The following is a 26589-nucleotide window of genomic DNA, read 5'->3' on the forward strand; positions in this document are numbered from 1 at the left end:
CCTCACTCTCCCTTTTTCAAGAGGCTATTCATTCTCCGGCTGATGGTCGCCGGGCTGACCTGCAGGGCTTTCGCCGCTTCGGCTGCTGTACCGTATTTCTGCAATGCCAATGAAACCAACTGTTCTTCTAAATCCTTTACGGCATCCTTCAATGGGAAAACCTCCGAGACGAAAACCTGGGAATCACGGTCTGCGGTCGCTTTGTCATATAAAATCTTCAGCACATCTTCTTGTTCGATCACCGGATTTGTCGTCGTGACGGCGAGCCTTTCGATGACGTTTTGCAATTCACGGACATTCCCCGGCCAACTGTAGCTTTCCAGCAGCAGCAATGCTTCCCTTGACAGGCTCTTTTCCTTTTTATACGTGGTGTTGATTTCATTCATGAAATGCAGGGACAGCGAGACGATATCTTCCTTCCGTTTCCGCAGCGGCGGGATCTGGATCGGGATAACATTGATTCTGTAATAAAGGTCTTCTCTGAACTTCTTTTCCTGGACCATCTTCTTGATGTCACGGTTGGTCGTCGCGATGACCCGGACATCGATCTTGATGGTCTTGACGCCGCCTACCCTGACAATCTCAAGCTCCTGAAGGGCACGCAGCAATTTCACTTGCATGTTCAATGGAAGTTCGGTGATTTCATCCAGGAATAGCGTCCCTTTATCCGCTAGCTCGAACAGCCCTTTCTTTGTCGAAACGGCTCCTGTGAAGGCTCCTTTTTCATACCCGAACATTTCGCTTTCGAGCAGGTTTTCCGGGATCGCCCCGCAATTCATGCTGACGATCGGGTGATCCTTCCGTTTGCTATGGCTGTGGATATATTGGGCAAAGACCTCTTTCCCGACACCGGACTCACCGTATAGAAGCACGGTTGAATCAACCTCTGCGATCTGTTTCATTTCATTCACGAGATCCGAGATCACTTTTGATTTGTAGATCAGCTTTTGTTTTGGTTCGTCACCGTTTTTAAGGTCATCTCTATGTTCAGGAGTCCTTTTTCCATCGAGCTTGTCCTTGGATGAAATGTCCCGTGAAATGACGACGATCTTCTTGATTTTCTCCCCGTCGAACACTGGGGTTGCTGTCGACCAGACTTTATTTCCATCCTTCGATTCTTGGACAAGCGAAAGCTTTCTTTTTTCAGTCAAGCACTGATCGAATATATTTGGCCGGAAGACGCCTTTCTCCTCCAGCTTATAGACATTAGAGCCGATGATCATGTCTTTATCCAGCTCTCCCCAGAACGTTTCAAGATAGGTGCCTGAGATTCTCTGTATATCACCTTTTCCGTTTACGACAAGGATCTGCTCGTTGGACGATGAATAAATCGCTTTCAAGTCTTCGTTCAGTTCTCTTACAAACTCTAATTCTTTCGCGGTTTCTTCAAAACGCTTCTGCAGGTGGAAGATATGGACGATGCCGATGACCTTCCCGTTTTCGTAGATTGGAGACAGATGCCCCGTCATATTTTTAAAATTGAAGGAAGTCGTCACATTCATGAGCTGGGCACCTTCTAAAACCCGGCTGATGTCCTGATCGATGCGGATCAACTGCCGGTAATGCCGATCGACCAGGAAGGCTCTCGAAATACCGAGAATCTCTTCAGCCGTTACATTCATGAAGGTCACTTTATAATCCGTATCCATCGTCACGATTCCGATTTCGGCGCTATCAATGCTTTTGTTGATCTGTTCGAATTTCATTCCGTTCACTTTATGAAGCGCATCGGTCTGTGTGATATAACCGATGAAACCGTCCGTCACAGCCAGATAGACTGAACAATTGAAGTAATACTCGATAGGGGCTTGATATGGAATGATCAGAATATCGTCTTTGTATTCGATGGGGGTTTCAAGATCCTTGGAATGGCGGATCTGGTTAAGAAGAACGTCTTTATTGACGTACCCCAATACTTGATCACCATCAAATACAAACGCGATGTCGCTGTTGCTTTCAGTAAAAAGGTCCAACACTTCAGCTATTGTTTGATCGATTGTAAGTTTTAGAGAAACAGGTTTAAGGACATCTTTCCATAAAATCAAATTCAAGCCCCCCTCGAAGGCGTTTATCGAAATAATTGATATGCCAGCAAACGGCATTTGCTTTACTGCTTGTTATAGGGGCATTATAGCAGAAAAGCCTTACTGTCAGGTTAGATGATGTTTCGGACATCGGTGATTTCGACATCATTCCTCTCCAATGCGTCGCGGATCGCTTTTGCCAGTTTCGGAGCACCCGGTGTATCGCCATGGATGCAGACCGTTTCCGCCTTCACATCTGCTGTTTCATTGAGGTGTGTTTCGACTTTCCCGTCTTTCACCATGCGGACAACCCGTTCTGCCATCTGATCATAATCCGTAATGGTCGATCCTTTTCGGGTGATTACGATCGAACCGGTGTCCGTGTGTTCACGGTCCGAGTAGACTTCCTTTGCAACGCGGATCCCCATCTTCTTACCGGCTTCGACGACTGCTGAATTGTTCAATGCATAGACGATAATCTCAGGATCTACCTTCGCTAATCCTTCGAGAATCGCTTTGGCGATGTCCTCATTCTCCATCGCCATCATGAACAGTGCACCATGCGGCTTACAATGCTGGATATCGGCATCATATAACTTCGCAAATTCCCTTAATGCACCGAGCTGATAAAGGACATAATCCCGAATCTCACTTGCTGTCGCAGTCATGTGTCTCCTCCCGAATCCGATCAGATCCGGAAAGCCTGGGTGAGCTCCAATTTGAACCCCATGTTCTTTTGCCAGCATCACGGTCTTACGGATCGTATGAGGATCACCTGCGTGATAGCCGCAGGCAATATTGGCTGATGTAATGTAGCGCATCATTTCCTCATCGTTGCCCATTTCGTATAACCCATAGCTTTCTCCCATGTCACAATTCAAATCTACTTTATACACAGTTCCGCCTCCCCATCTCTTTATGCTTTCTGTTTGGCTGCTCTATTTTCTACAAACTTGGTTGTGAAGTTACCATTCTTGAAATCTTCATCGATGACGATGTCTTCTAATAGCTCCAGATTTGTCGTGATCCCTTCGACTTTCAATCCACGCAATGCGTTATCCATCTTTTCAATTACAGCGTTGCGGTTGACATCGAACGCAATGATTTTCCCGATCATCGGATCATAGAACGGTGATACAGTGCTACCTTCTTCCACTGCAAAGTCCAGTCTGACGCCGTCGGTTGGGACATCCAGTTTTTGAATCGTCCCAGGTGAAGGGAAGAACGTGTTCGGGTCTTCCGCATATAAGCGGACCTCAATCGAATGCCCTGACTTCTGGATATCCTTTTGTGTTAGACCGAGCTTCTCACCTGACGCGATCTTAAGCTGTAATTCTACCAGGTCCAATCCTGTGATTTCTTCTGTAACGGGATGTTCAACTTGCAGCCTCGTATTCATTTCTAAAAAGTAATAGTTTTGATGCTCGTCGAAAATGAACTCCATCGTCCCGACATTGGTGTAATTGATGTTGCAGACACCTCGAACCGCCGTTTCACAAAGGTCTTTCCGCACCTTTTCATCCAGGAACGGTGACGGACTCTCTTCGACGATCTTTTGGTTCCTGCGCTGGATCGAGCATTCCCTTTCGAATAAATGAACGGCATTCCCATGCTCGTCACAGGCTACCTGCACCTCGATATGGCGCGGGTTTTCGATCCACTTTTCAAGGAATACCGTTCCATCCCCGAAGAATGAATCCGCTTTTTGTTTTGTGGAAGAAAAGACTTTCTCCAGTTCTTCCGCATTTCGCACGAGTTCCATGCCGATACCGCCGCCTCCAGCACTCGCTTTCAGCATCAATGGATAGGTGAGTTCATCAGCGATTCGCAGCGCCTCTTCGACTGTTTCGATGTTTCCGCTCCAACCGGGTACGACTGGAACGCCCGCTTTTTCCATCTGCTTTCGTGCTTCGATTTTACTCCCCATCAGACTGATCACTTCAGGGGTCGGGCCGATGAAGGTGATCCCTTCTTCTGTACAGCGTCTAGCAAAGCCTTCATTTTCAGATAGGAATCCATACCCTGGATGGATCGCATCCGCATTGGTTTCTTTCGCCGCCTGGAGCACCTTGTCCACCTGAAGATAACTCTTCTTCGCTTGTGAGGGCCCGATATGAACCGCCTCACTAGCTTCTTTTACAAAAGGTGCCTCTTGATCAGCATCTGAATAGACTGCTACGGTTTGGATCCCCAGCTTCTTGCATGTACGCATGATCCGTCTAGCAATTTCCCCACGGTTTGCGATTAATACTTTATTGAAATATGTCATAACGATCCTCTCCCTTAAACACGGTTGTCTGTTTCTTTATTTTGTCTCGATGATCGCGACTTTTTGTCCTGCTTCAATGATCGCTTCATTTTCAACAGAAAACGAGACGACTACACCACTTTCCGTTGACGTGACTTCATGGAAGTTCTTCATCACTTCCACCAGACCGATGACGTCTCCCTCTTTCACTTCATCGCCTTCGTTCACGTATACATCTTTATCTGGACTTTCTCTTCTGTAAAACACTCCTGGAATTGGTGATACAACTGGGGTTTTCTCTGCCATTTTCTCATCCTCCAATAGATACGGTTTTAATAGTTTCTTTGACCTGGTCCAATTTCGCATTCAATTCTTTTCGAGCTTCTATCGCTTCATCAAGTGAGACCTCGATGAATTTCACTTTGTCATTGGACTTAATTTGACCCATTTTGAACAAATCAATACTGATGATTGTCGCGATCGTCGCATATCCTCCACCTGTCACAGCATCATTCAACAGAGCGATCGGTTCGATTCCAGCTGGTATTTGGATGGATCCAATCGGATAGCCTAGATCCGTTACATTCGAAGGGTCACTTCCCGCACCAAATGGCTGTTCACGTTCAACAAATTCGAGTGGTTCGCCTTTGAAGCGATATCCTACCCGGTTCGCATCAGGCGTGACGGTCCATTCAATGTCAAAGAACTTCTTTTTGCTTTCCTCCGTCAACCTGTAACTGCACAACCCCATGATCACCCTGATTTCATGACGGTTGCCGTATTTCGGAATCAGTTCTTCTGATAGAGTGATTTCTGTGCTTGCTGGAGGATTGCTAGCTTCACCGGTTTTGAGCACATCGCCTTTTTGAAGAGCACGTCCTTCAAAACCTCCGATACCGCATAATGTGTAGGTTGAGCGAGATCCCATTTTGATTGGGACATCGATTCCACCAGCGACCGCGATATACACTCTGGTTCCGCTTTTCACAAAATCAAACGAAAGGACATCTCCTTTTTCCACATGCACAGGTTTCCAAAGTCCGAACGGTTCACCATTCAATTTTGGAGGGATTTCCCCGCCTGTGACTGCGATCGTCGTTTCACAGTCGAATTCCAGCGTTGGACCGAGATACGTCGCTTCGAGTACGGCAGCGTTTTCATCATTTCCCACCAAAAGGTTAGCGACAATGAATGAATACTTGTCCATCGCACCTGATGGAGGCATACCGAAGCTGTAATATCCGTTTCGTCCATTATCTTGAACGGTCGTCATAAGTCCTGGCTCTTTAACGTTGATCATCGTATAACCTCCTCATCACCTTGCTTGCGAATTCTTCCGGATTTTTCATAACATCTTTTGGTGTGAACGACATTTCTCTCGTACGGTAACGGAACCTCCCTTCTTCAACTTCTTTCCTGATCCTCTCGTACTCGTCCATCGAGATGCTTCGATATCTTAAAATGTCACTCTGTCTGAAATACACCATTGATTCTTTGAAATCTTCAAGCTTCTGTTCTACATCTAAAATTGGCGCAGCTGCTGTCCCATACAGTTGATAGCCTCCTGCCCCCTGGACCGGGTAGATGACGGCAAATGCTCCGCCGAATCCAAATGCCCGTTCTGGCGTGAAGGTTCTTGGTCTCACATATTTTGGGACCTCGATCTGCTTTTCTTGTGAAGTCAATTGGAACGAAAAAGGTAAACCTGGCACGAAACCGACCATGGAAACGAGAAACGGAAAATCGTTGATGTTCTGGATCAGCTCTTCCTTCGATTCGAAATCATTGATCCTTGCTGAATATTCCAGGTCTGTCGAATCTGGATCCTGGTGGTTATCCCGGAATTTCATCAACGCTTCATACGTCCATGGATCCTCGAACAAGATCGGTACATCCACAAGTCTCGAGTGAATCGTCGTCTCTTCGTAATCGGTTAAGGACGCTTCAATTTCTTTCAGTACTGAAATCAACTCATTCGGATGCAATACCTCAGGATCGACTCGAATCATATACGAGGCATTTCCTGGACAAATATCGATGATGCCTTCTCTATTTTGTTCTGCAAGTTTATTCGTGATTGCCATTCCTTTGAACATTGCCTCTAATGTCATGGACTCTGACAGCTCTACGAAAACAAATTCATCTCCGCCATATTCATATCTAGTTTGTGTCTTTGTTTCTGCTGACATCTTGTTCACCTCTTTTAATTGGAATTTTCACACGATTAAAATGCAAGTATCATGCCAAAAAATTCAGAAATCATTCTTAACCCTTTATTGGCAGAGATTAGAGAATTTTTTTATAAAGGTATATTTGCATGACTCTTTAACACGTTATCGATTAAAGTCTTAATCTTTCATTTTTGAAATTAATTCTTTCAATTTTGAAATTATGACACGTGCAAAAAAGCCGCACTCCGAAGAGAACGACTTTTATCGATGATCAATTTTTATTTATGATGACGAGTTTCATTTCTGATAACTCATCGATTGCATATTTCAATCCTTCACGACCAGTACCGCTTTCCTTGATTCCGCCATACGGCATATGATCGACACGGAATGTCGGGATATCATTTATCAGAACGCCGCCAACCTCAAGCTCATCCACGGCATCCAGACCGACGCCGATATCGTTCGTATAAACCCCTGCCTGCAGTCCGTATTTCGAATCATTCACATAAGCAACCGCTTCTTTCACAGATGAAACTTTGTTGATCATCACAATCGGCGCAAAGACCTCCTGACAGGAGACTTTCGTATTTGGATCGACATTAACGAGTACAGTAGGTGAAAGGATATGGCCATGGATACTGTACCCGGAAGCAAGTCCGGCACCCGCTTTGATTGCCTCCTCAATCCAGTCTACGCTTCGGGTGACGTCATCTTTAGAAATCATCGCTGAAATATCGGTGTCTTCATCATGAGGATCACCCAGTCGGAGTTGTTGTGTTTCCGCTGTAAACTTCTTGATGAACTCCTCATAAATGTTTTCATGCACATAGATCCGCTGTAAAGAAATGCAGACCTGTCCCTGGAAGGCGAACGCACCCTGTACGGCTCTTTTGACGACTTTATCCACATCGACGCCCTGATCGACGATGACCCCGGAGTTCGAGCCGAGTTCTAGTGTCACTTTTTTAAGCTCTGCATTCCGCCTGATGAGCTTACCGACTTCCGGACTGCCCGTGAACGTGATCGCTTTGATCCGAGGATCCTTCACGAGCGCATCCCCGACCGTTTCACCTTTCCCAGTGACCACGTTCAAACCACCAGCTGGCATCCCGGCATCTTCTGCAATTTCAGCGAGAAAGTAAGCCGATAACGGTGTCTGTTCAGCCGGCTTGAGAATGACGGGATTGCCGGCAGCGATGGATGGACCGACTTTATGGGCGACCAAATTCATTGGAAAATTGAAAGGAGTAATTGCTGCAACAATCCCGACTGGTTCCCTGATTGTATATGCGATCCGGTTTTCCCCGCCTGGTGCTGCATCGAGCGGTATCGTCTCTCCGCCGATCCGTTTCGCTTCCTCTGCTGCGAATTTATATGTTTGAACCGTCCTTGCAACTTCTCCTCTTGCAATTTTGATCGGTTTTGCAGCTTCGGAGGCGATGATTTTCGCTGCCTCTTCACTCCGCTCGTCAAGTATGCGGGCAATTTTTTCAAGGATTGCCGCACGCTTATGAGCCGGCATTTTTCTCAAAATCAGACGTGCCTTTTCCGCCGCTTCCACCGCTTGATCGACATCCGCTCTGGACGCCTCTGCCACTTCTGCAATCTTCATTTGATTATAGGGTGAATAGAGAGGAACGTAGTCATTGGTAGCTACGTGTCCCCCTCCGATATATAAGTCTTTTTTCACTAATGTTGTATTCATCACTTCAGGCCACCACCTTTTTAATTAAGTTAAATCATGAATGACTTCTTCAATTACATCTAGTGCTTCGCTCAGCTGATCATCGGTGATCACAAGCGGGCTCAGGGTACGGATGACATTGCCGTATAACCCTGCTCCTAGAAGGATGACACCTCTGCGATTGCATTCTGCGACGATTTTACCTGTAAGTTCTTTGTCGGGCTCCATCGTATTTTGATCCTTGACGATTTCCATCGCACACATCGCCCCGACGCCTCGTATATCGCCAATGATGCCATACGTTTCCTGCAGGCTCTGAAAGCGCTCTGTAATCATGTCTCCGATGTGATTCGCCCTTTCAACCAAACCATCTTCCTGTAAGGACTTGATTACCTCTAAAGCTGCCACACATCCTAATGGACTTCCGCCATACGTGCCTCCGATTTCACCAGGGTTTGGGGCTTCCATCACTTCTGCTCTTCCGGTAACAGCGCTGATCGGCATTCCTGCTGCGATCGATTTTGACATGGTTATCAAATCAGGATCGATATCAAAGTGTTCAGAGGCGAACATCTTCCCAGTCCTTCCGAAGCCTGTCTGTACTTCGTCGGCGATGAACAGGATTCCATGCTCCCCGCAAATCTCCCGTACTTTTTGCACAAAGTTCTTGGATGGAACGATAAATCCGCCTTCCCCCTGGATCGGTTCCATGATGAATGCTGCAATGTCTTCTGGCGGCACTTCACCTAAGAAAAAGTCGTTGATCTGCTTCAAGTACAGCTCATCCAACTCTTCATCCATCATACCTTGAGGCTTGCGGTAATAATAAGGATGGCGAAGCTTGTACGTATCCGTAGCGAATGGACCGAAGCCGTTTTTGTATGGTTTCACTTTGCTGGTCAGTGACATTGTCAGCAAGGTCCGGCCGTGGTAGCCTCGATCGAACGACACGATCGCACGCCTTCCCGTATATTTACGGGCGATTTTCACCGCGTTTTCGACGGCTTCAGCACCTGAATTCAGGAAAAAGGTTTTCTTTGCGTGGTTTCCTGGTGTAAGTTCGTTCAGTTTTTCCGCAAGCTCGATATATGGCTCGTACATCATGACGTGAAAACATGGATGAATATATTTCTCGACCTGTTCCTGTATCGCTTTTACGACATTTGGTGGACAATGACCAGCATTCAAAGACCCAATCGCTCCGGCCAAATCAATCAACGTGTTGCCATCGATATCAGTGATCAGTGCTCCTTCCGCATGCTTTATAAAAGCAGGAGATGTGTTGAACGGCCCCCGAGGAACACTTTCTTCTTTCCTCTTTATCAATTCTTGGGATTTGGGCCCAGGTAAAGGTGTCTTCAAGTTGATATACTTTTTTGTTGCCGCTTTCATAAATGCATCACTCCTTCTCCGTTTACCCAAAACAAATGCAAGAAGTGTGCCAAAATTTTAAAAATTAACCGATGAAGAGGATTTGATAAAAATTTCATATCGTTGGATGTTTCATATCCAGCTGAATGCTATTTTCACATTTTCCTGTGTGAATAGAAAAAGAAGCAGCGTCTCCACTGCTTCTCCGGATTTATTTCAACCAGTGAATTGGTCTCTCTAAATAGTTTGGTATTTTAGTATGTTGATCACCTTTTGCTGAATTGATTTGAGATTGTGTAAGAAAAAGGGCGTCTTTCAGGTTAGCTCCGCTTAGGTTTGCTTCCCTAAGGTCAGCCCCGACAAAGTCAGCTTTCCGAAAATCACACTGGCTTAAATCAGCTGCGATCATCAGTTTTCCCCGAAAATCCGCTCCTTTAAAGTCTAACCCTTTTAAATTGGCGCCAATATATTCTATTTTCTTTACCCTATTCTTTTTCCCAGCATTACTATCTTTTCTATACTGTTCACTCGTTTTGATTAATAGAGCGTTAACCTTTCCTCGATGATCCGTTACATCTATTTTCAAGATTTCTTCTGGGTGTTTTTCCGTTAGTTCAACCGTTTCATCGTATAACTTTTGAAGGCTCGCTTGAAAAGATTCGGTTTCCTTTAATGTCAACGCCTGGCTGAGATACCAGAGCATTTCATAAAATTGTTGTACAAGAGGAAACACCGCAAACATTTCTTCAGCATGTCCGTGATCGCCACGCCAGTCTTTCCCCTCAAAAATGTTTTGGGAAACATGCTGACCAGCACCGAAACACTCATAGGATACGCAGCCCTGAAAGCCTTTCTCCCTCAATTGGTCATGGATTGAACATAGACTATTTGAACATAGATTTCGGCATGGGTCACCGCCACCTTTGTCAAAAGGAAAGTCAGCTGATTTTCCATAGGGCAAAGCTACACAGCACAACGCAAAGCAATTTTCACAATCTGACTTTAGATCATTCAACATTTTTAAACACGTCCTATAATTACATTGTACTCGGATTACGTTTTTTCCATTTTAATTTCATATAAATCCATAAGTCTTTTATGAAGCTCCATCCATTATGATCTAAAGTGAACATAACAACAATCCTACTTAACAAAACAGCGATTAATGATTTCTTTCCATTCTTCAAATTAATCACTCCTAATTAAGTGTGATATGCCATTTAACTCTTCACTTGCTTTATTCCAATTATTTCAAAACAAGGAATCTATCTCAATAAGTGATTTCTCATAAATTTAAATTAAACGGGCTCGATCAAGAAAACTACCCCTTACCTTATTGAATGCATGCTTTCTTAGCATGATTAAGAAACCAAAAAAAGTGTGTACAAAAGGTGAAAAGTATTTGACAAATTTGTGAATGAGGATGAATAATAGAGGAAAGGGGTTGAGAACATGCAATCACGAACAAAACTATTGAACGCTACAAAGTTTGTTGGCGGATCAGTACTTTCCATAGGTGTTATGATGTTTTTATTCGGTTTTCTTGTAAACGGTTCCAGTCTTTTGATTTCGATTGGCATCGGAACCATCACTGGTTCTGTTTTTATCTTCCTGATCGGATTGTTTTTTGCAGCAACGGAGGAAATGCTTGCGAAAAGTTATAAAGGAATTCCGTCAAATCCACTTCAAACGGAAGAAAACACGCCTTTTGGCAAGTTTTAAGCCGATTAAAATGTTTACATATGAACGTTAAAATTTGCAGCATAACGACCTGTTGCAAATTTTTTATTTATTCTAGAAAGTTAGCTGAAACAATTTCGGATAGACCCTTAGCGGACACAGGAGACCTTATTTTCCAAAATATCGTCCCTTTATAAAAATAACGGACACCAGAGTTCTTATTTCGTTAAATTCTTAGTGAATCAGCTCTTTTGTTCACAAATAACGGCCCTGGTGTCCGCTAAATTCTGAAACTCCGCCTTAAGTGACCAAATAACGGCTCTGGTGTCCGTTACGATTTCAGGAAAATCTATGTAAACTAAAAAAGGCCGACCCAAACCTTGAGGATATCAAAGTTCTGGGTCAGCCCCTTGCTTTTATATTATACTTTCTTCTTCACTTATCCCATATCCCAGACCAATGCGAGCAGTGTACCAAAGATCGTAACAAGAGCGATGATGACGCCGTAGTATACGTTGGTATAAATGGCACCTTTGTCTTCGGTTTCGCCTGCGTGCATGAACACGACAAGCTGAAGGCCTGCTTGAATGAAAGCAGTGATGAGAAGGACAGTCATCCCTACTGCAAACGACATGTCAAAGAAATATACCCCTAAAGCAACTGCAGTCAGGACCAGGGAAAAGACAAATCCCATAACCTGTTTGAGAGGAAATAATTCGCTCATATTACATCATTCCTTTCAGATAGATGAAGCTGAAGATAAAGATCCAAACGACATCTAGGAAATGCCAGTAAAGTGAGAAAATAAAGGATTTATTCCCCGTTTCAGGAGTCAAACCGTCCCTTTTCACCTGAATGAGGATGTAAAGCCCCCAGAAAAGCCCAAGCGTCACGTGTGCCCCGTGTGTTCCCAATGTGGTCAACAGGATCGAGGTGAACGCACTCGTTTGTATTCCTGCCCCTTCATGCACATATGTGACGAATTCAAAGATTTCAACGCCTAAAAATGCTAGCCCCAGCAATAACGTGACGATGAAGAACCCCATCATCGCTTTTTTTCTGCCAAGACGCATCGCATGGATACCTAGTCCAATCGTAAAACTACTTGTCAAAAGTAAGATCGTCTCGAATAACACAGGCGTGATATGGAAGATCTCTGCTCCGGTCGGACCGCTTCCAGTACGGTCATAGAGTGTAAAATAGGATGCGAAAAGTGTCGCAAAAAGCATGATTTCCGCACCTAGGAAAATCCAAAACCCCAAAATCTTCAAACGATTTTCTTCTGTGCTATATTCTAACGGCAGCGAGTGATCAATCTTCATTTTTAAGCACCTCGCATTTCTGATTCTGTGTCTTCAATCTCTTTCACAGAAATATAATGTCCGTGATCTTTCTCAAAAGAGCGCAAGGTCATACATATAAAGATTCCGATTGTAGTGATGATCGCCGGAATCCATAAGCTGAATACGAGCGAGAAGCCCCATGCAAAGAAAATACAGCTCATGATAAACGGTACACCACTGTTGTTCGGCATGTGGATTTTTTCATAATCCCCTTTAAACAACACATGACCCTTTTTCTTGACGTCCCATAATGCCTCACTTGATGCCACTTCCGGTGTGATCGCAAAGTTATATTCAGGCACCGGTGTGTGAGTTGCCCACTCTAACGTACGTGCATCCCATGGATCTGCACTGATGTCTCTTGAAGCATAGCGTACACTGTAGTAGATGTTGTAAACGATCAGTACAAAGCCGACTGCCATGATCGCCGCTCCAACAAATGAGACCATATTCAAAGGACCAAAACCTGTTGATTCAGAATAGGTGTACATACGTCGTGCCTGACCATCCAAACCTGTCACATACATCGGCATGAAGGCGAGCAGGAAACCGATCGAAAGCAACCATGCGGTCCACTTTCCGATTTTCTCATTCAACATGAAACCGAACATTTTCGGCCAGTAGAACGTCAGACCAGCAAGCATCGCAAACACGACACCTGGAATGATCACATTATGGAAGTGAGCGACCAGGAACATCGTATTATGATATTGATAGTCTGCAGCCGACATCGCCAACATGACCCCTGTCACCCCACCCAGTGTGAAGAGAGGAATGAAAAGGATGGAATAGAGCATTGGCGTCGTAAACTCGATTTTTCCTTTCCATAATGTCAGCAGCCAGTTGAATATCTTGACTCCCGTCGGAACCGCAATCGCCATCGTCGTGATGGAGAAAATGCTGTTCGCAAATGCTCCCTGACCCATTGTAAAGAAATGGTGGGCCCATACGACGAATGATAGAAGCGAGATCAACACCATGGATCCAACCATCGATTTATAGCCATATAGATTACGGCGAGCAGAGGTTGAAATGATTTCACTGTAGATCCCGAATGCCGGCAGAATCAAGATATACACTTCAGGGTGTCCCCAAACCCAGAACAGGTTTGCCCAGAGCATCGCCATTCCGCCATTTTCCAATGTGAAGAACTGTGTTCCGAATAAGAGGTCCATCGTCCCCATTGCAAGTGCAACGGTCAATACAGGGAACGCGAACACGATGATTACGCTCGTAATGAGAGAAGCCCATGTGAACATCGGCATCTTCATCAATGTCATGCCGGGAGCTCTCATTTTAAGAATCGTTGTAATGAAGTTGATCCCTGTCATCAAAGTACCGATACCAGCGATTTGAATCGCAATCATATAATAGTGCGAACCTACAGACTCTCCATCTGCAAGCGGGAAGTACGATGTCCACCCTGCGTCAGGCGATCCGCCGACCATGAATGAAATGTTGAAAAGCATTGCACCCATGAAAAACAGCCAGAAACTGAGTGCGTTCAAGCGTGGGAACGCAACATCACGCGCCCCGATTTGCAGTGGTACGACAAAGTTCATAAAAAATATGATGAACGGCATTGCCATGAATAGGATCATGACGACCCCGTGCGTTGTAAAAATTTCATTATAGTGTTGTGAATCCAAAAGCGTATTGTCTGGCACAGCAAGCTGAGCGCGCATCATGATGGCATCTACGCCACCACGGAAAAGCATCATTAACGCAGAGATGAGGTACATGATCCCAATGCGTTTATGGTCAACCGTCGTAATCCATTCCCGCCAGAGATAGCCCCATTTTTTAAAATAGGTCAAGCCGGCGACAATCGCGATCAGCGTAAGACCGGCTGCCACCATTGAAGCATATATCGCAAAACTCGGATGTGGTATGGCAAATCGTTCAAAGAATTCCATACGCTTTGACTCCTTTCGAAATATCTTTAATCGGTAAAACCTGTTCGTTTACTCGTCGTGATTCATGTGTTTATCGTGATCGGAGCTTTCCTTATCGGAAGCTGAATGATGTTCTTCAGAATGCTTATGTTCATCTTTATCTTCATACTTGTCACCTTCGTGATGATGTTCTGGAGCCGGTGAGAATTCTAAGTGTGTTCCGGTGAACGTCATCCTGCCAAGATGACCTGGTTCTAGCAGTTTCTCGAATTTTTCTTCGGTGATCGGTTCAGCCGTTGCTTTTACTTCTTTCACCCAATCATCAAATTCTTCCTGGTTCATGGCTGTCACATCGAACTTGTTCTCAGCAAATCCTTCACCACTGAAGTTCGCATTTCGTCCCATATAATCCCCTTCAACGTCAGCCGCCAGATGAAGTTTCGTTACGTGGGCATTCATTGCGTATTTCTGCCCACCGAGCTGAGGAATCCAGAAACTCGTGATCGGTCCGTGTGAGTAAAGTCTGAATTCAAGTGGTCGATCTGTTGGAATGTATAAATAGTTGACCGTCTCGATCCCTTCTTCCGGATAACTGAAATGCCACTTCCAGTCCGAGGATGAAGCATAGACGACCAATGGTTCTTTCTCTTCATATCCTTGCGGGGCAGATTCCACGATATAGTTACTTTGAACAGAAACGAAAGAAAGGAAAGCAACAATCAAAACCGGAATCCCGACCAATATTCCTTCCACCCACGGATTACCTTCAATATGAGGTGGTTCATAGTCTGCAGGTTGTTTGGATGCACGGTATTTCACCAACATGATCACAAGCCAAACGAAAACTGCAATCACAATTCCCGCCATCATCAACATCGTCAACATGATGTCACTGGCTAACCTTTCAGCTTGAGGTCCTTTCGGATCCAACACGGTTAATTGCTCACAACCTGTCAGTACTGTAAGGATAGACATCATGACGGCAAACAACGCCAACTTGAGCTTCATACAAGTTCCCCTCTTTTCTCATTAGATAAATCTATGAAAATAAGTATTTTTTCTACTTTCTTGGCTCCATTTTATCAGGATTTTCACGATACTTTGTGAAGTTGTGAACTTTGTCACTAATTTGCTAAAAACCTTTGACAATCCTTTGTCGATTATCTGAATATTGTCACTATAAGCAAAAGGAAAGCTTCTAACACTTCTCATCGCAACCACGATTTCACTTTCATGTTAAAATCTTGTACAAGTTAGGAGGCTCTTGGAACCGCCAGCAAAAAAAACTTAAACTTTTCCAAAAGACTTCGTCCCCTCTCCAAATATCGATGTTTTTTCCCGATTATGGAAGAAAAACAGAATAATTAAGGCAAAATTAGATGGTATTTATTCATAAAAAGAAAGAGATTAACCGTAAATAAGGGAAAATCATTGGTCAACTTATATGTAATTCTGATTTATCTACAAAAAACAGAAGGTAAATTACAAAAATTTGAAATTACCTACAATTGCGAAGATTTATCTACAAAAATCCGAAATTATCTACAAAAACAAGATTTTATCTACAAAACACGAAAACATTCCACTGAAAAACCACAACTTCGAAGCCCTTTGGTAGCCTGAATTTTATACTTACCTATCTTTAAATAAAAACGAGCCCTAGATGAGTTAGGACTCGATATTAGTAGGATGAATTTTTGGGATTAACGGACACGTAAGACGTTAATTGCGAAAAAGAGTGGTATTGTCAGTTATTAGCGGACACCACAGACGTTATCTGTCTCAAAACCCTCTGATTGTGAACGGATTCTCCAAAATAAGGTCTCTGGTGTCCGCTAGTTCGCTGAAAATGGGCATTTGGAGGTAAATAAGGTCTCTGGTGTCCGTTAAGTTAGGATTGATTCCTTCGTCTCAATTCCGCTCCAACCAAATGTAAAATGATGGATTCTTTATACCCGGATGTGGGTGAACCTCTTTCCCTGTTTTCCCATGGATTTTCCTGGATCGTTTAAATCAAATTTGGCAGGGTAACGGGGATTTTCGTAAGAGAACATATCTTTTTACCTACCTATGACTCCAGCAATCTTACTGATACATTTTCATGTGTATGACGTCTAACTGGATAAAAAAGGAAAGATACGAATATGGAAAGGATGTTTGATATTGAAAAGCATGGAACTAGTTAGACGGGGCTTCACGATTTTGACCGTAGCATTTCTTATGTTGCTGGGGGCGACTCTCGGTTCTGCAGCTTCAGAAGCACAACAATCTTCACCTGACCTTTTGATCAGACAAATCATGGGGTTAGCCTATGAATCCCGACAAACAATCAATAGTGTTCCTTTCTCTGTTGGTGATTCGCTAAAGAAGGTCGAAAAAGCCTGGGGAGAACCGGATGAGCTGAGTACTGCTGCAGCGACTTATTTTGACCATCATGTCCTCTTCCTCTATGACAACTCAACTGGCAGGAAGACAATCACTGCGATTGAAGATTTCGATCCAGCATTGGATACAATCCATCTATCAGAACTGAAGGAGGTCATCGGTGAACCTGAGAGTGAAGAAGAAAAAGAAGGGATGTATTATGTCACAAAATACCGATCATGAAAATTATGAATTAGAGTTTGTATTTGAAGGCGCGTGGAATGATCCAAATCCAAAACTGGATCGATATATCGTCTCCTATCCAGAAAACTGATCCTCAGCAGGAAAGGCGTACTCACTTTCAAAGAGTACGTCTTTCCTGCTGAGGAATATTGTAGGTTTTCATTCTTCTGAAGAGGTCATCATCGTTCGTTTTCTGAACTTAAAAACAGCTCAACCTCCCGAAGTACTCCTTCCAAATTATCTATAAGTGCAGAATGACCTGCGGGCAAGGTTGAATATTTCACCTCGATGCCGTGCTCTCTCATGTCGTTGATGATTTCGTGTGTCATTTGTTCTGACGTGATAAGATCTTCTTTTCCCCATAGTACAAGTGCTGGGGCTTTGATTCGGCCGATGTCACCGGTACCATCGACCACACCATTCGAGGCTGTGCTGATATTGAATCTATTGGCAGCATAGGCTACGTCCAGGATATTACGTTGCTCCATCGCATTCTCTAAGTATTTTTCATACCGGTTTTCTTCTGGTTGGTTACGTGAATAGAGCAATTGATCCATCGCTGTTTTAAAGAATTGTTTATCTTTCTTTGTGCGTCCAACATCATGTTCAAACCGGTGTCCAACACAATCTGTTCTTTTGTTTGAACTCTTTCTCCGTCAGGATCATATAAGGGATATCCACGAGTGGACATCGATGCTAACAATATCAATTTCTCTACTATTTCTGGGTAATCAGCTGCAAATTGCATCGCTACTCCACCACCATTCGACCAGCCCATCAAATGGAAGGACTTTAACCCCAGTTCATCTGTAAACAACTTTAAATCTTTCGAAAAATCGCTTATTGATTGAATCGAGGTGTGGTACGTAGACTTGCCATATCCTCTTAAATCAACGGCATACACTGTATATCTTGGATCCAGATCTTCCATAAGAAGATCCCACTGATCTGAAGATGCCATATTTCCATGCAGCAATACTAGGTTACAAGCACCACCTGGTCTTATTTTATACGAAAGTGTTTCACCATTATCCAGTGTTGTTTTCATGTATTTTCCCCTCCTCTAATCAATACACAAAAGGAATCAGTTTCTTCGTCTTCTTTTCATACTCTACAAATGAATTTCCGTATCGTTCTCTTAAATAGCGATCATGCTCAGGTATATTGAAATAGACGAACATTATGACTAAAAAGGCAGGTACCAACGCTGACCACAAATTCCTGGTGAGCAGAGCAAACCCGATCACCCAAACGACATCTCCGAAATAATTGATGTGGATGGCATATTTGAATAATCCACCTGTATAAAGCCTGCCTTTGTTCTGAGAATCCTTTTTCCACTGATTCCTCAATACTTCAGATAACGTATTGATCACAGAGCCAGCCAAAAAAATAAAGATGGCGATCCCGTCAATCCAATCAAGGGGCTTGTCTATGATGCCGCCTAGTAAGGAAAACCCAATATAATAGATCATAAAAGCAAAGACGACTCCCCATGTTTCTCCCCACGTAATCCCCCGCTTCAACAAATAAACCACCATGAAACTCATTCTCACAAATATAATCAGACAAAAGATAAACAACATCACTTTTCGTCCAAAGTCGCCGTCGGATAAATGGAAAACTTGGTTCCCTTCTAAAAATAAAAACCAATACACAAACAGAAGGAAAATACATTCACATGCAAGAATGGCTATTCGTTGCGGCAAAGACTTGTCTACTGCACCGTACATGACCAATCATCCTTTCATAAACTGGCAGGAAAAATGAACCGTTTTGAGAACTCAGGGATCAGATCCACCCTTTCTTTTCGGCGTTTTTTATCGCTTCGATCCGGTTTTTAGCTTCTAGCTTATGAATGATTTCTGAGATATAATTCCGGACAGTTCCATGAGAAAGGAAAAGTTCCTTGGTGATTTCCTTCGTCGTCATGCCTGAAGCAGCAAGCTGAAGAATCTCCTGCTCGCGTTCCGTCAACGGATTTTCTTGGGTCATGGTGGTCATCATCAACTCAGGGCTGAAGACACGTTGCCCTGAAACGACTTTCCGGATGGAATTAGAAAGGTCATCGATCGAGCCATCTTTCAGTAAATAACCATGGACACCAGTTTTAACAGCACGTTCGAAATAACCTGGACGGGCGAATGTCGTCAGTATGATGATTTTGCATGGATGTGAAATTTCAGCCAACTTCCCGGCTACGTCAAGACCACTGCAGCCCGGCATTTCAATATCCATGAGACACACATCCGGCTGATGATTAACAATCGCTTCAAACGCCTCTTGACCATTCATCGTCTGGCTGATCACCTCCATATCTTCTTCCATATCAAGCAGAGAACTGAGTGCCCCAAGAAGCATCCTCTGGTCTTCCGCTACCAAAATCTTTATCATAAGCCAGCACCTGCTTTCTCTGATTTTCGCACCAGTGGAACCTTCATTTCTACAACTGTTCCATTTCGTCCTGTAATGGTTAGATTTCCGTCAATCAGCTCTAGCCTCTCTTTCATACCCTTTAATCCGTTCCCATTCGAATTTTCTTCATCCAACCCGATTCCATCATCTTTCACAGTAACTGTCAGTTCAGTCGTAGAATGTTTTATTGTGATTAAGCAATTGGCTGCTCCACTATGCTTGATCACATTGGTCGTAGCTTCCTTCAAGCACATACTGAGAATATTCTGAGTCAACGGTGGGATGTCTTCAACACCGTCATGATGGATCAAGTCAAAATCAATACCGGCTGCTTGAAGGATCCGTCGTATTTCGACCAACTCATCAGTCAGTTTCACTGTCCTCATGTCGGACACGAGCTCCCGTACCTGCTTCAGTGCTGCCCGTGATGTATTTTCTATTTCCTTAGCTTCTGACCTGGCTCTTTCGGGATCAATCGAAGCAACTCGACCGACCAACTGGCTTTTCAATGTAATAAGAGATAACGTATGACCGAGCGTATCATGCAAATCCCGAGCAATCCTCATCCGTTCTTCCCTTGCTGCGTATTCATTGATCTTGGCATTGGCTTGTTGAAGTTGCTGCTCCAGATCAATCCGTTTGCGTATCGATCTGAAACCAAATGGTGATAGCAGTAAAATGATAATGGATGGGAAAATATAACCCAGATTGTAGGGATTTGTTTCTTGGAAGGTGTGATACAGGACAGGGACCACTTGGATGATGAATAACATAGCAAGGCCTGTGTAGAACGGTTTCTTCTTTGGATACCAACCGATAAAGATTGCTGGGTAAAAACCGAGAAACAGATAATCCGGCTGGTAGAAAAGACTGAATATGAAGATGATGGATAATTGGACAGACAACCAGAATGTGAAGTAACGGCTGTTTTTATAGATCGAATAAAAAAGCTGACGGTAAGAAACAAGGAATAAGGCGATCATCGCATAGCCCAAGATCGCTTTCATCCCAACCTCCGACCGCATCATAAGGACCGGTATCAACATATACACGAGAAAAATATATGGAAACATTCCGAACCGCTTTGGAAACAACCGGAGTTTACCCCATCTGAGTAGATTCATTTTTTATCACGTCGCTTATTATTTTCTACTTCTCTATTAACATAGTAACATGCAAAAGTGGATATTAGTGGAGAAAATGGATATCCTTTCCTCGCAATATTTTTATAAAGATGCGCTCGAATCTTTTATTTTACGTTTGTTGATCCAGATTGGAATCCAAGCGATTGAAAGTGTAGCTACAATCGCATGAATCGGATTTGCAACATCTGCGATTCCGGGTTCAGGCGGATAGGCCCAATCCATCCAAGAAAGGAATAAAGCAACTCCAATCGTGATCATTGCATAATACATTCTCGGACTGGACGTCTTCTTTTTGAGAGACGAGTAAATTATTGCACCAATTATATTCACGATGATGGAAGCAATCATGATTGATGTCGGATTCAGTTGCTCAAAAGTCACTCCTAATAAATGGCACAATACCTCATACAATAAGATAGCGGCAATCCCTGAAACGACTCCTACTCCTAACCCTGTCGTCAAGATGGTCTTCATACATTCACCTTCTTTCTTAAGGAACTACCACTACACTATCACGTTGAGATCTCCACTCATCAGTAAGCAGTGTCATATCATTCAGATGACATTTGTCAGTTGTTCCGGTGATCGAGAGTCTCCCTTCAACTTATTCCATCCTAAAATTACAAAGAGCCCTAGCCCATTGATTATGAAAACACCTATCATTATTTTGATGAATAAGACTGTCTCCGGCCCATATGCAACAAATGTATGCCACGGTGCTTCAAATATGGTAACCAAAAGCGGAATCAGAAGGATTGCCAAAAGGATTGAAAATGCTGCTAAGGCGAACCATAATCTTTGATGTATCACCTTTTTCCTTGCCAGTCGTATCAAGTTCCAAAGTGACAGGAGTGTTATGAAAGCTGTCACGGATAACGTCAACCATTGCATTTTGTAGCTAGTTTCGGGTAATGGCTTCACTTCTTGTTTTTCAATGATTGATCGGATTCCTTCTTTCATGTGGATCGTCTGCATGACTTCTGAAAAATTATTCTTATTTGTTAGTAATACAAAGGCATAATCTTTAGATTGGCTGATGAACAACTCCGCCCTCGTATCCGGCGTTTCTCCGCCATGGAAAATAAAAGGATCATCGTCATTGGTGTTCATCCTCCAGCCTAAACCATAGTAGTAATCCTCTTTCCTATGGACCTCAGGTGAAAAATACATCGTTAAATAAGGTTCAGATAACAAACTCTCTCGATCTACCAATCGTGTAATGAACGTTGTCATATCATTCATTGTAGAGGCCATATACCCATAAGGAGCTCCGCTGTCATCAAACCAAAGATCACTTTTGATTGGTTTTCCGAACCACGATTGGTGACCAGGTTGGTACCCTGATTTCTCCGCCTCTGAATATGTAGCATACGTTCGATCCATTCCCAAGCTTGCAAACACTTCCTTTTGCATATATTCTGCAAAAGGAATCCCCGATACTTCTTCAATGATCTTGCCAAGCAGCAAATAGTTGGCAGCGCTATATTGATGGATTTCCCCAGGCTGAGCAGTGAGTTCGACTGGTTCAAGTTCTGCCACAGCTTCTGCAATTGCTTCTTTCCCTCTTAAATTCTGATCGGCTACTTGCAGACCTTCAAATGTACCAATTCCACTTGTATGAGACAGCAGTTGTCTGATGGTTATTTCGAACCGACTGTCCGATTGTCCATAATCAAAGGAAATATAGGTATCGATCGGCTCATCCAGTTTGATGTCCCCTTTTTCTGCCAGCTTCAAAATACCCAGGCTTGTCAACGGTTTACTCACAGACCCTATCGTAAAAAGTGTTTGATTTGTTACAGGCTCCCCATTGCCCTGTTCTCCAAATGATTGTTTGAACGTCACCTCCCCGTTCTGGACTAAACCTAAAGAGGCTCCAGGAATCTTGTATACTTCCATCGCTTCTTCCATAAAAGTCTCAAGCAACTCTTTTTGGGACTTTTCTTCTTCTGCTATTGCTATACTTGGAACAAACAATACCAACAAAACTACTAATATTCTTAGCATCGTATCCACCTACCATATTTATTTGGTCAACCAACCAATATCATGTGAAAATAGAAACCTATTTTCTAAAATAGATTTCCAACATTTCCATTAAGCTTTGATAGGCACCATCGAGATCGAAGTCCTTATCGGCCATTTTTTGTAGGGCAAGCCCATCGAAACATGCCAGCAGGATGGCAGCCAGCTGATCTTCTTTCCCAGTCATTTCTGTATGTTGTTTCATAGGCACAGATAAGCTTTTTCTTCCATTTTCGAGGATTAAAGCCAGTTCTTCCTGAAGATTTTCATCTTTCAAACCAAGTGAAAATAATTCATATCTCCACCGATACCAGTCAGGATCATTTTCAACACGTGATTTGATTTCCTCTAACGTCTCTTGCAATTTAAGCTCGCGCGCTTCCTTCCCAGCATATTGCTGCTGGTAGCTTTTTTGAATGCTATTCTGGACAGAAATCAGCAATTCTTCCTTGCTTTTGAAGTAGTAATGGACAAGGCCAGGCGTAATTTCCGCTTCTCTTGCAATATCTTTAATGGATGCGTTGTTAAAACCCTTACGAGCAAACACTTTATACGCCGCATCAATCAGTCGTTGTCTTTTGTCATCTTTTGTCATCATCTCACCTCAATTGTTTGGTCAACCAACCAAATTATATTCCCGTTTAGATTGAATGTCAATTCACACCCGAAGCCGTTAGCCTATTGATCATTTTTCGGATGATTTTTATTGATCCGACCGTTGACAGGTCACTTATTCAATGCTAGTATGCTCTTAATCAATCAAATAGTATCTCTTATTCAGAGTGGTGGAGGGACTGGCCCGATGAAACCCGGCAACCTATCAACGTATACGTGTTGATTGTGGTGCCAATTCCAGCAAAGCATATGCTTTGAAAAATAAGAGAGGTGTGTATGTAAACCTCTCTTCTAGAGGTTTTTTTTCATATACACGGAAAACTGAATATTGCAGATCACTCAGGTGTTGTATAAGTTCATTGGGCTTATCAACTTAAAAGGGAAGGCCGGTGAAAATCCGGCACGGTCCCGCCACTGTAATTGGGAGCTGCCTGCCAGATGTCACTATCTTATATAGATGGGAAGGCGCAGGTATGTGAAGATCATAAGTCAGGAGACCTGCCTGTTGATTGCACTAGAACCTACGAGGAATAGGGAGGTGTTGCGCGTTTTAACGGTATCAGTCTGTCATCACAGGCTGAATTTGATCATGCTGTCAAAACATGAGCTGTTCCATATGAACAGTGTCAGACCTCCATCACAACATTTTGAGTCACTATTACATTGACCCGATTTGTTCGTAAATACGGAGAAGTTCAGACACTTGCATGGGAGAGCTCTTTTTTACTGTCCAAAATATGAACTAGGAGGAATGAACATGTCGAAAGCAGCAAGTTCATCAATCGGTTATCCAAGAATCGGTGAAAAACGAGAATGGAAAAAAGTACTTGAAGGATTTTGGAAAGGTAATATTTCTGAAAATGAACTTTCTACAAATTTAAAGGAGCTACGAATCCATAATCTAAAAAAACAAAAAGTGATCGGGATTGACCTGATCCCTGTCGGTGACTTCAGTCTATATGACCAAGTCCTCGATACAGCTGTGATGTTCGGCTTTGTCCCTGACCGTTTTCATCATCAACAAGGGAAGGTACCTTTAGAAACCTATTTTGATATCGCCCGTGGTAATGAGGAAGCTGTTGCTTCAGAAATGACCAAATGGTTCAACACCAATTATCACTATATCGTGCCTGAGATTGGTTCTGACTCAGAACCAGAGCTAACTGAAAACCGCTTACTGAACTATTTCCTGGAGGCCAAAGATCTTGGGATTAACGGAAAGCCGGTCATCCTCGGCCCCATAACATTTTTAAAATTAGCAAAAGGCTTTGACGAAAAAAATTTCACCAAATTACTCGATAAACTTGTTCCCCTTTACATACAAGTGCTGCAAGATCTTGAGAGTGCTGGTGCTGAGTGGGTACAAATCGACGAACCGATCCTTGCAACTACGATAACTGCTGAAGAAATCAACACATTCAAAAACGTCTATGAAACCATTGACAACAAACTATCGAGCACAAAAATTCTGCTCCAGACCTATTATGAGGCTGTAGATCATTATGAAGAGGTCGTTTCCCTCCCAGTTGCCGGTATTGGTCTTGATTTCGTACATGACGGAGGAGCGAATCTAGCAGCACTGAAAAAACACAGCTTCCCAAGCGATAAAACCCTTGCAGCAGGGGTGATCAATGGCCGCAATATTTGGCGGGACGATCTGGATAAAACAATGGGAGTACTCGAAACCGTCCTTTCAGTAGTCAGTAATGATCGCTTGATCGTCCAACCTTCTTGCAGCCTTTTGCACGTTCCAGTCACGGTCACAACCGAAAAGGAATTGGATCCTACCCTGAAAAACGCCTTATCATTCGCTGATGAGAAACTAGAAGAGGTCGTCGTTTTGACAGAGGGATTAAACCATGGCAGAGATACGATTGACGAAAAAATAAAAGAGCAATCACGCTGTCGAGAAGAACTGCTGAAATCACCAGCTATTAATAATCAAAGCGTCCAAAAAGAAATGGATCGTTGGAAAGGTGTAGAACCAAAACGGGGAACACATTTTTCTATACGTCAAAAAATCCATGAAGGCTTTTTCAAGCTTCCATTGTTGCCGACAACCACGATCGGCAGTCTCCCGCAAACAACCGAAATTCGTCAAGCGCGGCTGAAATGGCGTAGAGGTGAATGGTCCGATCAAGAGTATAACGCATTTATTGAAGCTAATATAAATGAATGGATCCAGCGTCAAGAGGATATCGGTCTAGATGTCTTGGTGCACGGAGAATTTGAACGAAATGATATGGTCGAGTTTTTTGGTGAGAAATTGAAAGGATTTGCTTTTACGAGATTCGCCTGGGTTCAATCTTATGGCTCTCGTTGCGTGAAACCGCCGATCATTTACGGAGATGTAGCGTTGACAGAACCGATGACCGTCAAAGAAATCAGCTACGCGCAATCGTTGACGGATAAACCGGTTAAAGGAATGCTGACTGGACCTATAACCATCCTGAATTGGTCCTTTGTCCGGGAAGATATCAGCAGGTTTGATGTCACCCAACAAATCGCATTGGCATTGCAGAAAGAAATTGAATTTTTGGAAGAAAAGGCTATCCATATGATCCAGGTTGATGAACCGGCTTTACGGGAAGGATTGCCATTGAAAACCAAGAAACAAACGCAATATTTGGAGGAAGCCGTTTATGCATTCAAGCTTGCTACTAGTACTGTAAAAGATGAAACTCAAATCCATACCCATATGTGTTATTCCGAGTTCGGGGAAATCATGGATACCATCGACCAATTGGATGCTGATGTCATTTCGATTGAAGCAGCTCGAAGCCATGGAGAATTGATTGTAGATTTTGAGAAACAGTCCTATGAAAAAGGGATTGGGCTCGGAGTATATGACATTCATAGTCCCCGTATCCCTGGAGTAGATGAAATAGAGAGAAACATCTTACGCGCATTGAAGGTCCTCCATCCCCGCCAATTCTGGGTTAATCCGGACTGTGGGTTGAAAACACGAGGAATCAGTGAAACAACGGCAGCTCTTACGAACATGGTCCAAGCAGCCAGACAGATTCGGAAGAAAGAAAAACAAAAGATTTTAGTGAGTGAATAATAAAGTATAAAAGAGGGCTGACCCGAAACATCCATTTTTCTCGATGTTTGGGACAGCCTTTTTGGTTGACACGGGTTTTTGTGAAGTCATAGCGGACACCAGGGACGTTATTTGTAACAAAAATGCAGTGTTTTAGAATTTAGCGGACACCAGAGCCGTTATCTGTGAACAAATGAACCGATTTACTATGGTTTTTGCGAAATAAGGTCTCCTGTGTCCGCTATTTTTTTCAAGTGCACGATTTTTTGGAAAATAACGTCTCCTATGTCCGCTTCTGGCCCTTCCGAAACTGTTTCAGC

Annotated in this window: 24 protein-coding genes and 2 riboswitches; of the genes, 3 read left to right on the forward strand and 21 right to left on the reverse strand. The window is 43.3% G+C overall.

The features are described from left to right. Window positions 1–2: 2 nt before the first annotated feature. The 9 genes from KOL94_RS17035 to KOL94_RS17075 form a co-directional block, all read right to left on the reverse strand. Window positions 3–2045 (reverse strand): sigma 54-interacting transcriptional regulator, encoded by a 2043-nt coding sequence (locus KOL94_RS17035; RefSeq protein WP_221567810.1) that lies wholly within the window; start codon window positions 2043–2045, stop codon window positions 3–5. 110 nt (window positions 2046–2155) lie between these two features. After that, window positions 2156–2920 carry a LamB/YcsF family protein gene (locus tag KOL94_RS17040; RefSeq protein ID WP_221567811.1) on the reverse strand — a complete coding sequence of 255 codons (765 nt, stop codon included), beginning with the start codon at window positions 2918–2920 and terminating at the stop codon, window positions 2156–2158. 20 nt (window positions 2921–2940) lie between these two features. Further along, on the reverse strand, window positions 2941–4293 hold the full coding sequence (locus tag KOL94_RS17045) for an acetyl-CoA carboxylase biotin carboxylase subunit (RefSeq protein WP_221567812.1): 1353 nt from the start codon (window positions 4291–4293) through the stop codon (window positions 2941–2943). Window positions 4294–4329: 36 nt separating this feature from the next. After that, window positions 4330–4578: an acetyl-CoA carboxylase gene (locus tag KOL94_RS17050; protein WP_221567813.1), complete on the reverse strand. Its 249-nt coding sequence runs from the start codon at window positions 4576–4578 to the stop codon at window positions 4330–4332. 4 nt (window positions 4579–4582) lie between these two features. After that, window positions 4583–5572 (reverse strand): 5-oxoprolinase subunit C family protein, encoded by a 990-nt coding sequence (locus tag KOL94_RS17055; protein ID WP_221567814.1) that lies wholly within the window; start codon window positions 5570–5572, stop codon window positions 4583–4585. Continuing rightward, on the reverse strand, window positions 5559–6461 hold the full coding sequence (locus KOL94_RS17060; RefSeq protein WP_221567815.1) for a 5-oxoprolinase subunit B family protein: 903 nt from the start codon (window positions 6459–6461) through the stop codon (window positions 5559–5561). Before KOL94_RS17060 ends, KOL94_RS17055 begins: the two co-directional genes overlap by 14 nt. A gap of 253 nt (window positions 6462–6714) precedes the next feature. Beyond that, window positions 6715–8151: an aldehyde dehydrogenase family protein gene (locus KOL94_RS17065; protein WP_221567816.1), complete on the reverse strand. Its 1437-nt coding sequence runs from the start codon at window positions 8149–8151 to the stop codon at window positions 6715–6717. 24 nt (window positions 8152–8175) lie between these two features. Next, on the reverse strand, window positions 8176–9522 hold the full coding sequence (gene gabT / locus KOL94_RS17070) for a 4-aminobutyrate--2-oxoglutarate transaminase (RefSeq protein ID WP_221567817.1): 1347 nt from the start codon (window positions 9520–9522) through the stop codon (window positions 8176–8178). Between the two features lie 190 nt (window positions 9523–9712). Continuing rightward, window positions 9713–10519 (reverse strand): pentapeptide repeat-containing protein, encoded by an 807-nt coding sequence (locus KOL94_RS17075; protein ID WP_221567818.1) that lies wholly within the window; start codon window positions 10517–10519, stop codon window positions 9713–9715. Window positions 10520–10953: 434 nt separating this feature from the next. On the opposite strand from KOL94_RS17075, the gene KOL94_RS17080 reads away from it, so the two are divergent. Beyond that, window positions 10954–11223: a hypothetical protein gene (locus KOL94_RS17080; protein WP_221567819.1), complete on the forward strand. Its 270-nt coding sequence runs from the start codon at window positions 10954–10956 to the stop codon at window positions 11221–11223. Window positions 11224–11620: 397 nt separating this feature from the next. On the opposite strand, the gene qoxD is transcribed toward KOL94_RS17080, so the two are convergent. The 4 genes from qoxD to qoxA are packed head-to-tail and all read right to left on the reverse strand — an operon-like array spanning window position 11621 to window position 15427. Then, window positions 11621–11905, reverse strand: a complete 285-nt coding sequence (gene qoxD / locus KOL94_RS17085; RefSeq protein ID WP_221567820.1) for a cytochrome aa3 quinol oxidase subunit IV — start codon at window positions 11903–11905, stop codon at window positions 11621–11623. A gap of 1 nt (window position 11906) precedes the next feature. Continuing rightward, on the reverse strand, window positions 11907–12503 hold the full coding sequence (gene qoxC / locus KOL94_RS17090) for a cytochrome aa3 quinol oxidase subunit III (RefSeq protein ID WP_221567821.1): 597 nt from the start codon (window positions 12501–12503) through the stop codon (window positions 11907–11909). A 2-nt stretch (window positions 12504–12505) separates the two neighbouring features. Continuing rightward, window positions 12506–14440 (reverse strand): cytochrome aa3 quinol oxidase subunit I, encoded by a 1935-nt coding sequence (gene qoxB / locus KOL94_RS17095; RefSeq protein WP_221567822.1) that lies wholly within the window; start codon window positions 14438–14440, stop codon window positions 12506–12508. 48 nt (window positions 14441–14488) lie between these two features. Further along, window positions 14489–15427 (reverse strand): cytochrome aa3 quinol oxidase subunit II, encoded by a 939-nt coding sequence (gene qoxA / locus KOL94_RS17100; protein ID WP_221567823.1) that lies wholly within the window; start codon window positions 15425–15427, stop codon window positions 14489–14491. A gap of 1164 nt (window positions 15428–16591) precedes the next feature. Here qoxA and KOL94_RS17105 point away from each other — a divergent pair. Next, a complete protein-coding gene (locus KOL94_RS17105; protein ID WP_221567824.1) occupies window positions 16592–17026 on the forward strand; it encodes a DUF4309 domain-containing protein in 435 nt (144 codons plus the stop codon). A 179-nt stretch (window positions 17027–17205) separates the two neighbouring features. On the opposite strand, the gene KOL94_RS25340 is transcribed toward KOL94_RS17105, so the two are convergent. The 8 genes from KOL94_RS25340 to KOL94_RS17140 form a co-directional block, all read right to left on the reverse strand. Then, on the reverse strand, window positions 17206–17583 hold the full coding sequence (locus KOL94_RS25340) for an alpha/beta fold hydrolase (protein WP_260412498.1): 378 nt from the start codon (window positions 17581–17583) through the stop codon (window positions 17206–17208). Further along, window positions 17523–18074 carry an alpha/beta fold hydrolase gene (locus KOL94_RS25345; RefSeq protein WP_260412499.1) on the reverse strand — a complete coding sequence of 184 codons (552 nt, stop codon included), beginning with the start codon at window positions 18072–18074 and terminating at the stop codon, window positions 17523–17525. Before KOL94_RS25345 ends, KOL94_RS25340 begins: the two co-directional genes overlap by 61 nt. Before the next feature lie 19 nt (window positions 18075–18093). Continuing rightward, a complete protein-coding gene (locus KOL94_RS17115) occupies window positions 18094–18759 on the reverse strand; it encodes a DUF1295 domain-containing protein (RefSeq protein WP_221567825.1) in 666 nt (221 codons plus the stop codon). 58 nt (window positions 18760–18817) lie between these two features. Next, on the reverse strand, window positions 18818–19420 hold the full coding sequence (locus KOL94_RS17120) for a response regulator transcription factor (RefSeq protein ID WP_221567826.1): 603 nt from the start codon (window positions 19418–19420) through the stop codon (window positions 18818–18820). Then, complete coding sequence (locus KOL94_RS17125) at window positions 19417–20565, reverse strand: sensor histidine kinase (protein WP_221567827.1); 1149 nt, start codon at window positions 20563–20565, stop codon at window positions 19417–19419. Before KOL94_RS17125 ends, KOL94_RS17120 begins: the two co-directional genes overlap by 4 nt. A gap of 102 nt (window positions 20566–20667) precedes the next feature. Beyond that, on the reverse strand, window positions 20668–21060 hold the full coding sequence (locus tag KOL94_RS17130; protein ID WP_221567828.1) for a hypothetical protein: 393 nt from the start codon (window positions 21058–21060) through the stop codon (window positions 20668–20670). Between the two features lie 81 nt (window positions 21061–21141). Continuing rightward, a complete protein-coding gene (locus tag KOL94_RS17135) occupies window positions 21142–22593 on the reverse strand; it encodes a serine hydrolase domain-containing protein (protein ID WP_221567829.1) in 1452 nt (483 codons plus the stop codon). 58 nt (window positions 22594–22651) lie between these two features. Beyond that, window positions 22652–23206 (reverse strand): TetR/AcrR family transcriptional regulator, encoded by a 555-nt coding sequence (locus KOL94_RS17140; protein WP_221567830.1) that lies wholly within the window; start codon window positions 23204–23206, stop codon window positions 22652–22654. Window positions 23207–23381: 175 nt separating this feature from the next. Further along, a riboswitch (SAM riboswitch) is annotated at window positions 23382–23494 on the forward strand. Between the two features lie 54 nt (window positions 23495–23548). After that, a riboswitch (cobalamin riboswitch) is annotated at window positions 23549–23746 on the forward strand. Window positions 23747–23983: 237 nt separating this feature from the next. Between KOL94_RS17140 and metE the strand changes: the two genes are divergently transcribed. Next, window positions 23984–26290: a 5-methyltetrahydropteroyltriglutamate--homocysteine S-methyltransferase gene (metE, locus tag KOL94_RS17145; protein ID WP_221567831.1), complete on the forward strand. Its 2307-nt coding sequence runs from the start codon at window positions 23984–23986 to the stop codon at window positions 26288–26290. Window positions 26291–26589 lie beyond the last annotated feature (299 nt).

The sequence above is a fragment of the Alkalihalobacillus sp. TS-13 genome (assembly GCF_019720915.1).
Lineage (GTDB): Bacteria > Bacillota > Bacilli > Bacillales > Fictibacillaceae > Pseudalkalibacillus.

What these genes read in the sequence shown, in the direction of transcription:
- qoxA (WP_221567823.1), bottom strand. Translation starts at nt 15,427, where the DNA reads ATGAAGCTCAAGTTGGCGTTGTTTGCCGTCATGATGTCTATCCTTACA.
- KOL94_RS17050 (WP_221567813.1), bottom strand. Translation starts at nt 4,578, where the DNA reads ATGGCAGAGAAAACCCCAGTTGTATCACCAATTCCAGGAGTGTTTTAC.
- KOL94_RS17075 (WP_221567818.1), bottom strand. Translation starts at nt 10,519, where the DNA reads ATGTTGAATGATCTAAAGTCAGATTGTGAAAATTGCTTTGCGTTGTGC.
- qoxD (WP_221567820.1), bottom strand. Translation starts at nt 11,905, where the DNA reads ATGAGCGAATTATTTCCTCTCAAACAGGTTATGGGATTTGTCTTTTCC.
- KOL94_RS17120 (WP_221567826.1), bottom strand. Translation starts at nt 19,420, where the DNA reads ATGATAAAGATTTTGGTAGCGGAAGACCAGAGGATGCTTCTTGGGGCA.
- KOL94_RS17055 (WP_221567814.1), bottom strand. Translation starts at nt 5,572, where the DNA reads ATGATCAACGTTAAAGAGCCAGGACTTATGACGACCGTTCAAGATAAT.
- KOL94_RS17105 (WP_221567824.1), top strand. Translation starts at nt 16,592, where the DNA reads ATGGAACTAGTTAGACGGGGCTTCACGATTTTGACCGTAGCATTTCTT.
- metE (WP_221567831.1), top strand. Translation starts at nt 23,984, where the DNA reads ATGTCGAAAGCAGCAAGTTCATCAATCGGTTATCCAAGAATCGGTGAA.
- KOL94_RS17045 (WP_221567812.1), bottom strand. Translation starts at nt 4,293, where the DNA reads ATGACATATTTCAATAAAGTATTAATCGCAAACCGTGGGGAAATTGCT.
- KOL94_RS17140 (WP_221567830.1), bottom strand. Translation starts at nt 23,206, where the DNA reads ATGACAAAAGATGACAAAAGACAACGACTGATTGATGCGGCGTATAAA.
- KOL94_RS25345 (WP_260412499.1), bottom strand. Translation starts at nt 18,074, where the DNA reads ATGAAAACAACACTGGATAATGGTGAAACACTTTCGTATAAAATAAGA.
- KOL94_RS17065 (WP_221567816.1), bottom strand. Translation starts at nt 8,151, where the DNA reads ATGAATACAACATTAGTGAAAAAAGACTTATATATCGGAGGGGGACAC.
- qoxB (WP_221567822.1), bottom strand. Translation starts at nt 14,440, where the DNA reads ATGGAATTCTTTGAACGATTTGCCATACCACATCCGAGTTTTGCGATA.
- KOL94_RS17060 (WP_221567815.1), bottom strand. Translation starts at nt 6,461, where the DNA reads ATGTCAGCAGAAACAAAGACACAAACTAGATATGAATATGGCGGAGAT.
- KOL94_RS25340 (WP_260412498.1), bottom strand. Translation starts at nt 17,583, where the DNA reads ATGGATCAATTGCTCTATTCACGTAACCAACCAGAAGAAAACCGGTAT.
- KOL94_RS17080 (WP_221567819.1), top strand. Translation starts at nt 10,954, where the DNA reads ATGCAATCACGAACAAAACTATTGAACGCTACAAAGTTTGTTGGCGGA.
- KOL94_RS17115 (WP_221567825.1), bottom strand. Translation starts at nt 18,759, where the DNA reads ATGTACGGTGCAGTAGACAAGTCTTTGCCGCAACGAATAGCCATTCTT.
- KOL94_RS17135 (WP_221567829.1), bottom strand. Translation starts at nt 22,593, where the DNA reads ATGCTAAGAATATTAGTAGTTTTGTTGGTATTGTTTGTTCCAAGTATA.
- gabT (WP_221567817.1), bottom strand. Translation starts at nt 9,522, where the DNA reads ATGAAAGCGGCAACAAAAAAGTATATCAACTTGAAGACACCTTTACCT.
- qoxC (WP_221567821.1), bottom strand. Translation starts at nt 12,503, where the DNA reads ATGAAGATTGATCACTCGCTGCCGTTAGAATATAGCACAGAAGAAAAT.
- KOL94_RS17125 (WP_221567827.1), bottom strand. Translation starts at nt 20,565, where the DNA reads ATGAATCTACTCAGATGGGGTAAACTCCGGTTGTTTCCAAAGCGGTTC.
- KOL94_RS17130 (WP_221567828.1), bottom strand. Translation starts at nt 21,060, where the DNA reads ATGAAGACCATCTTGACGACAGGGTTAGGAGTAGGAGTCGTTTCAGGG.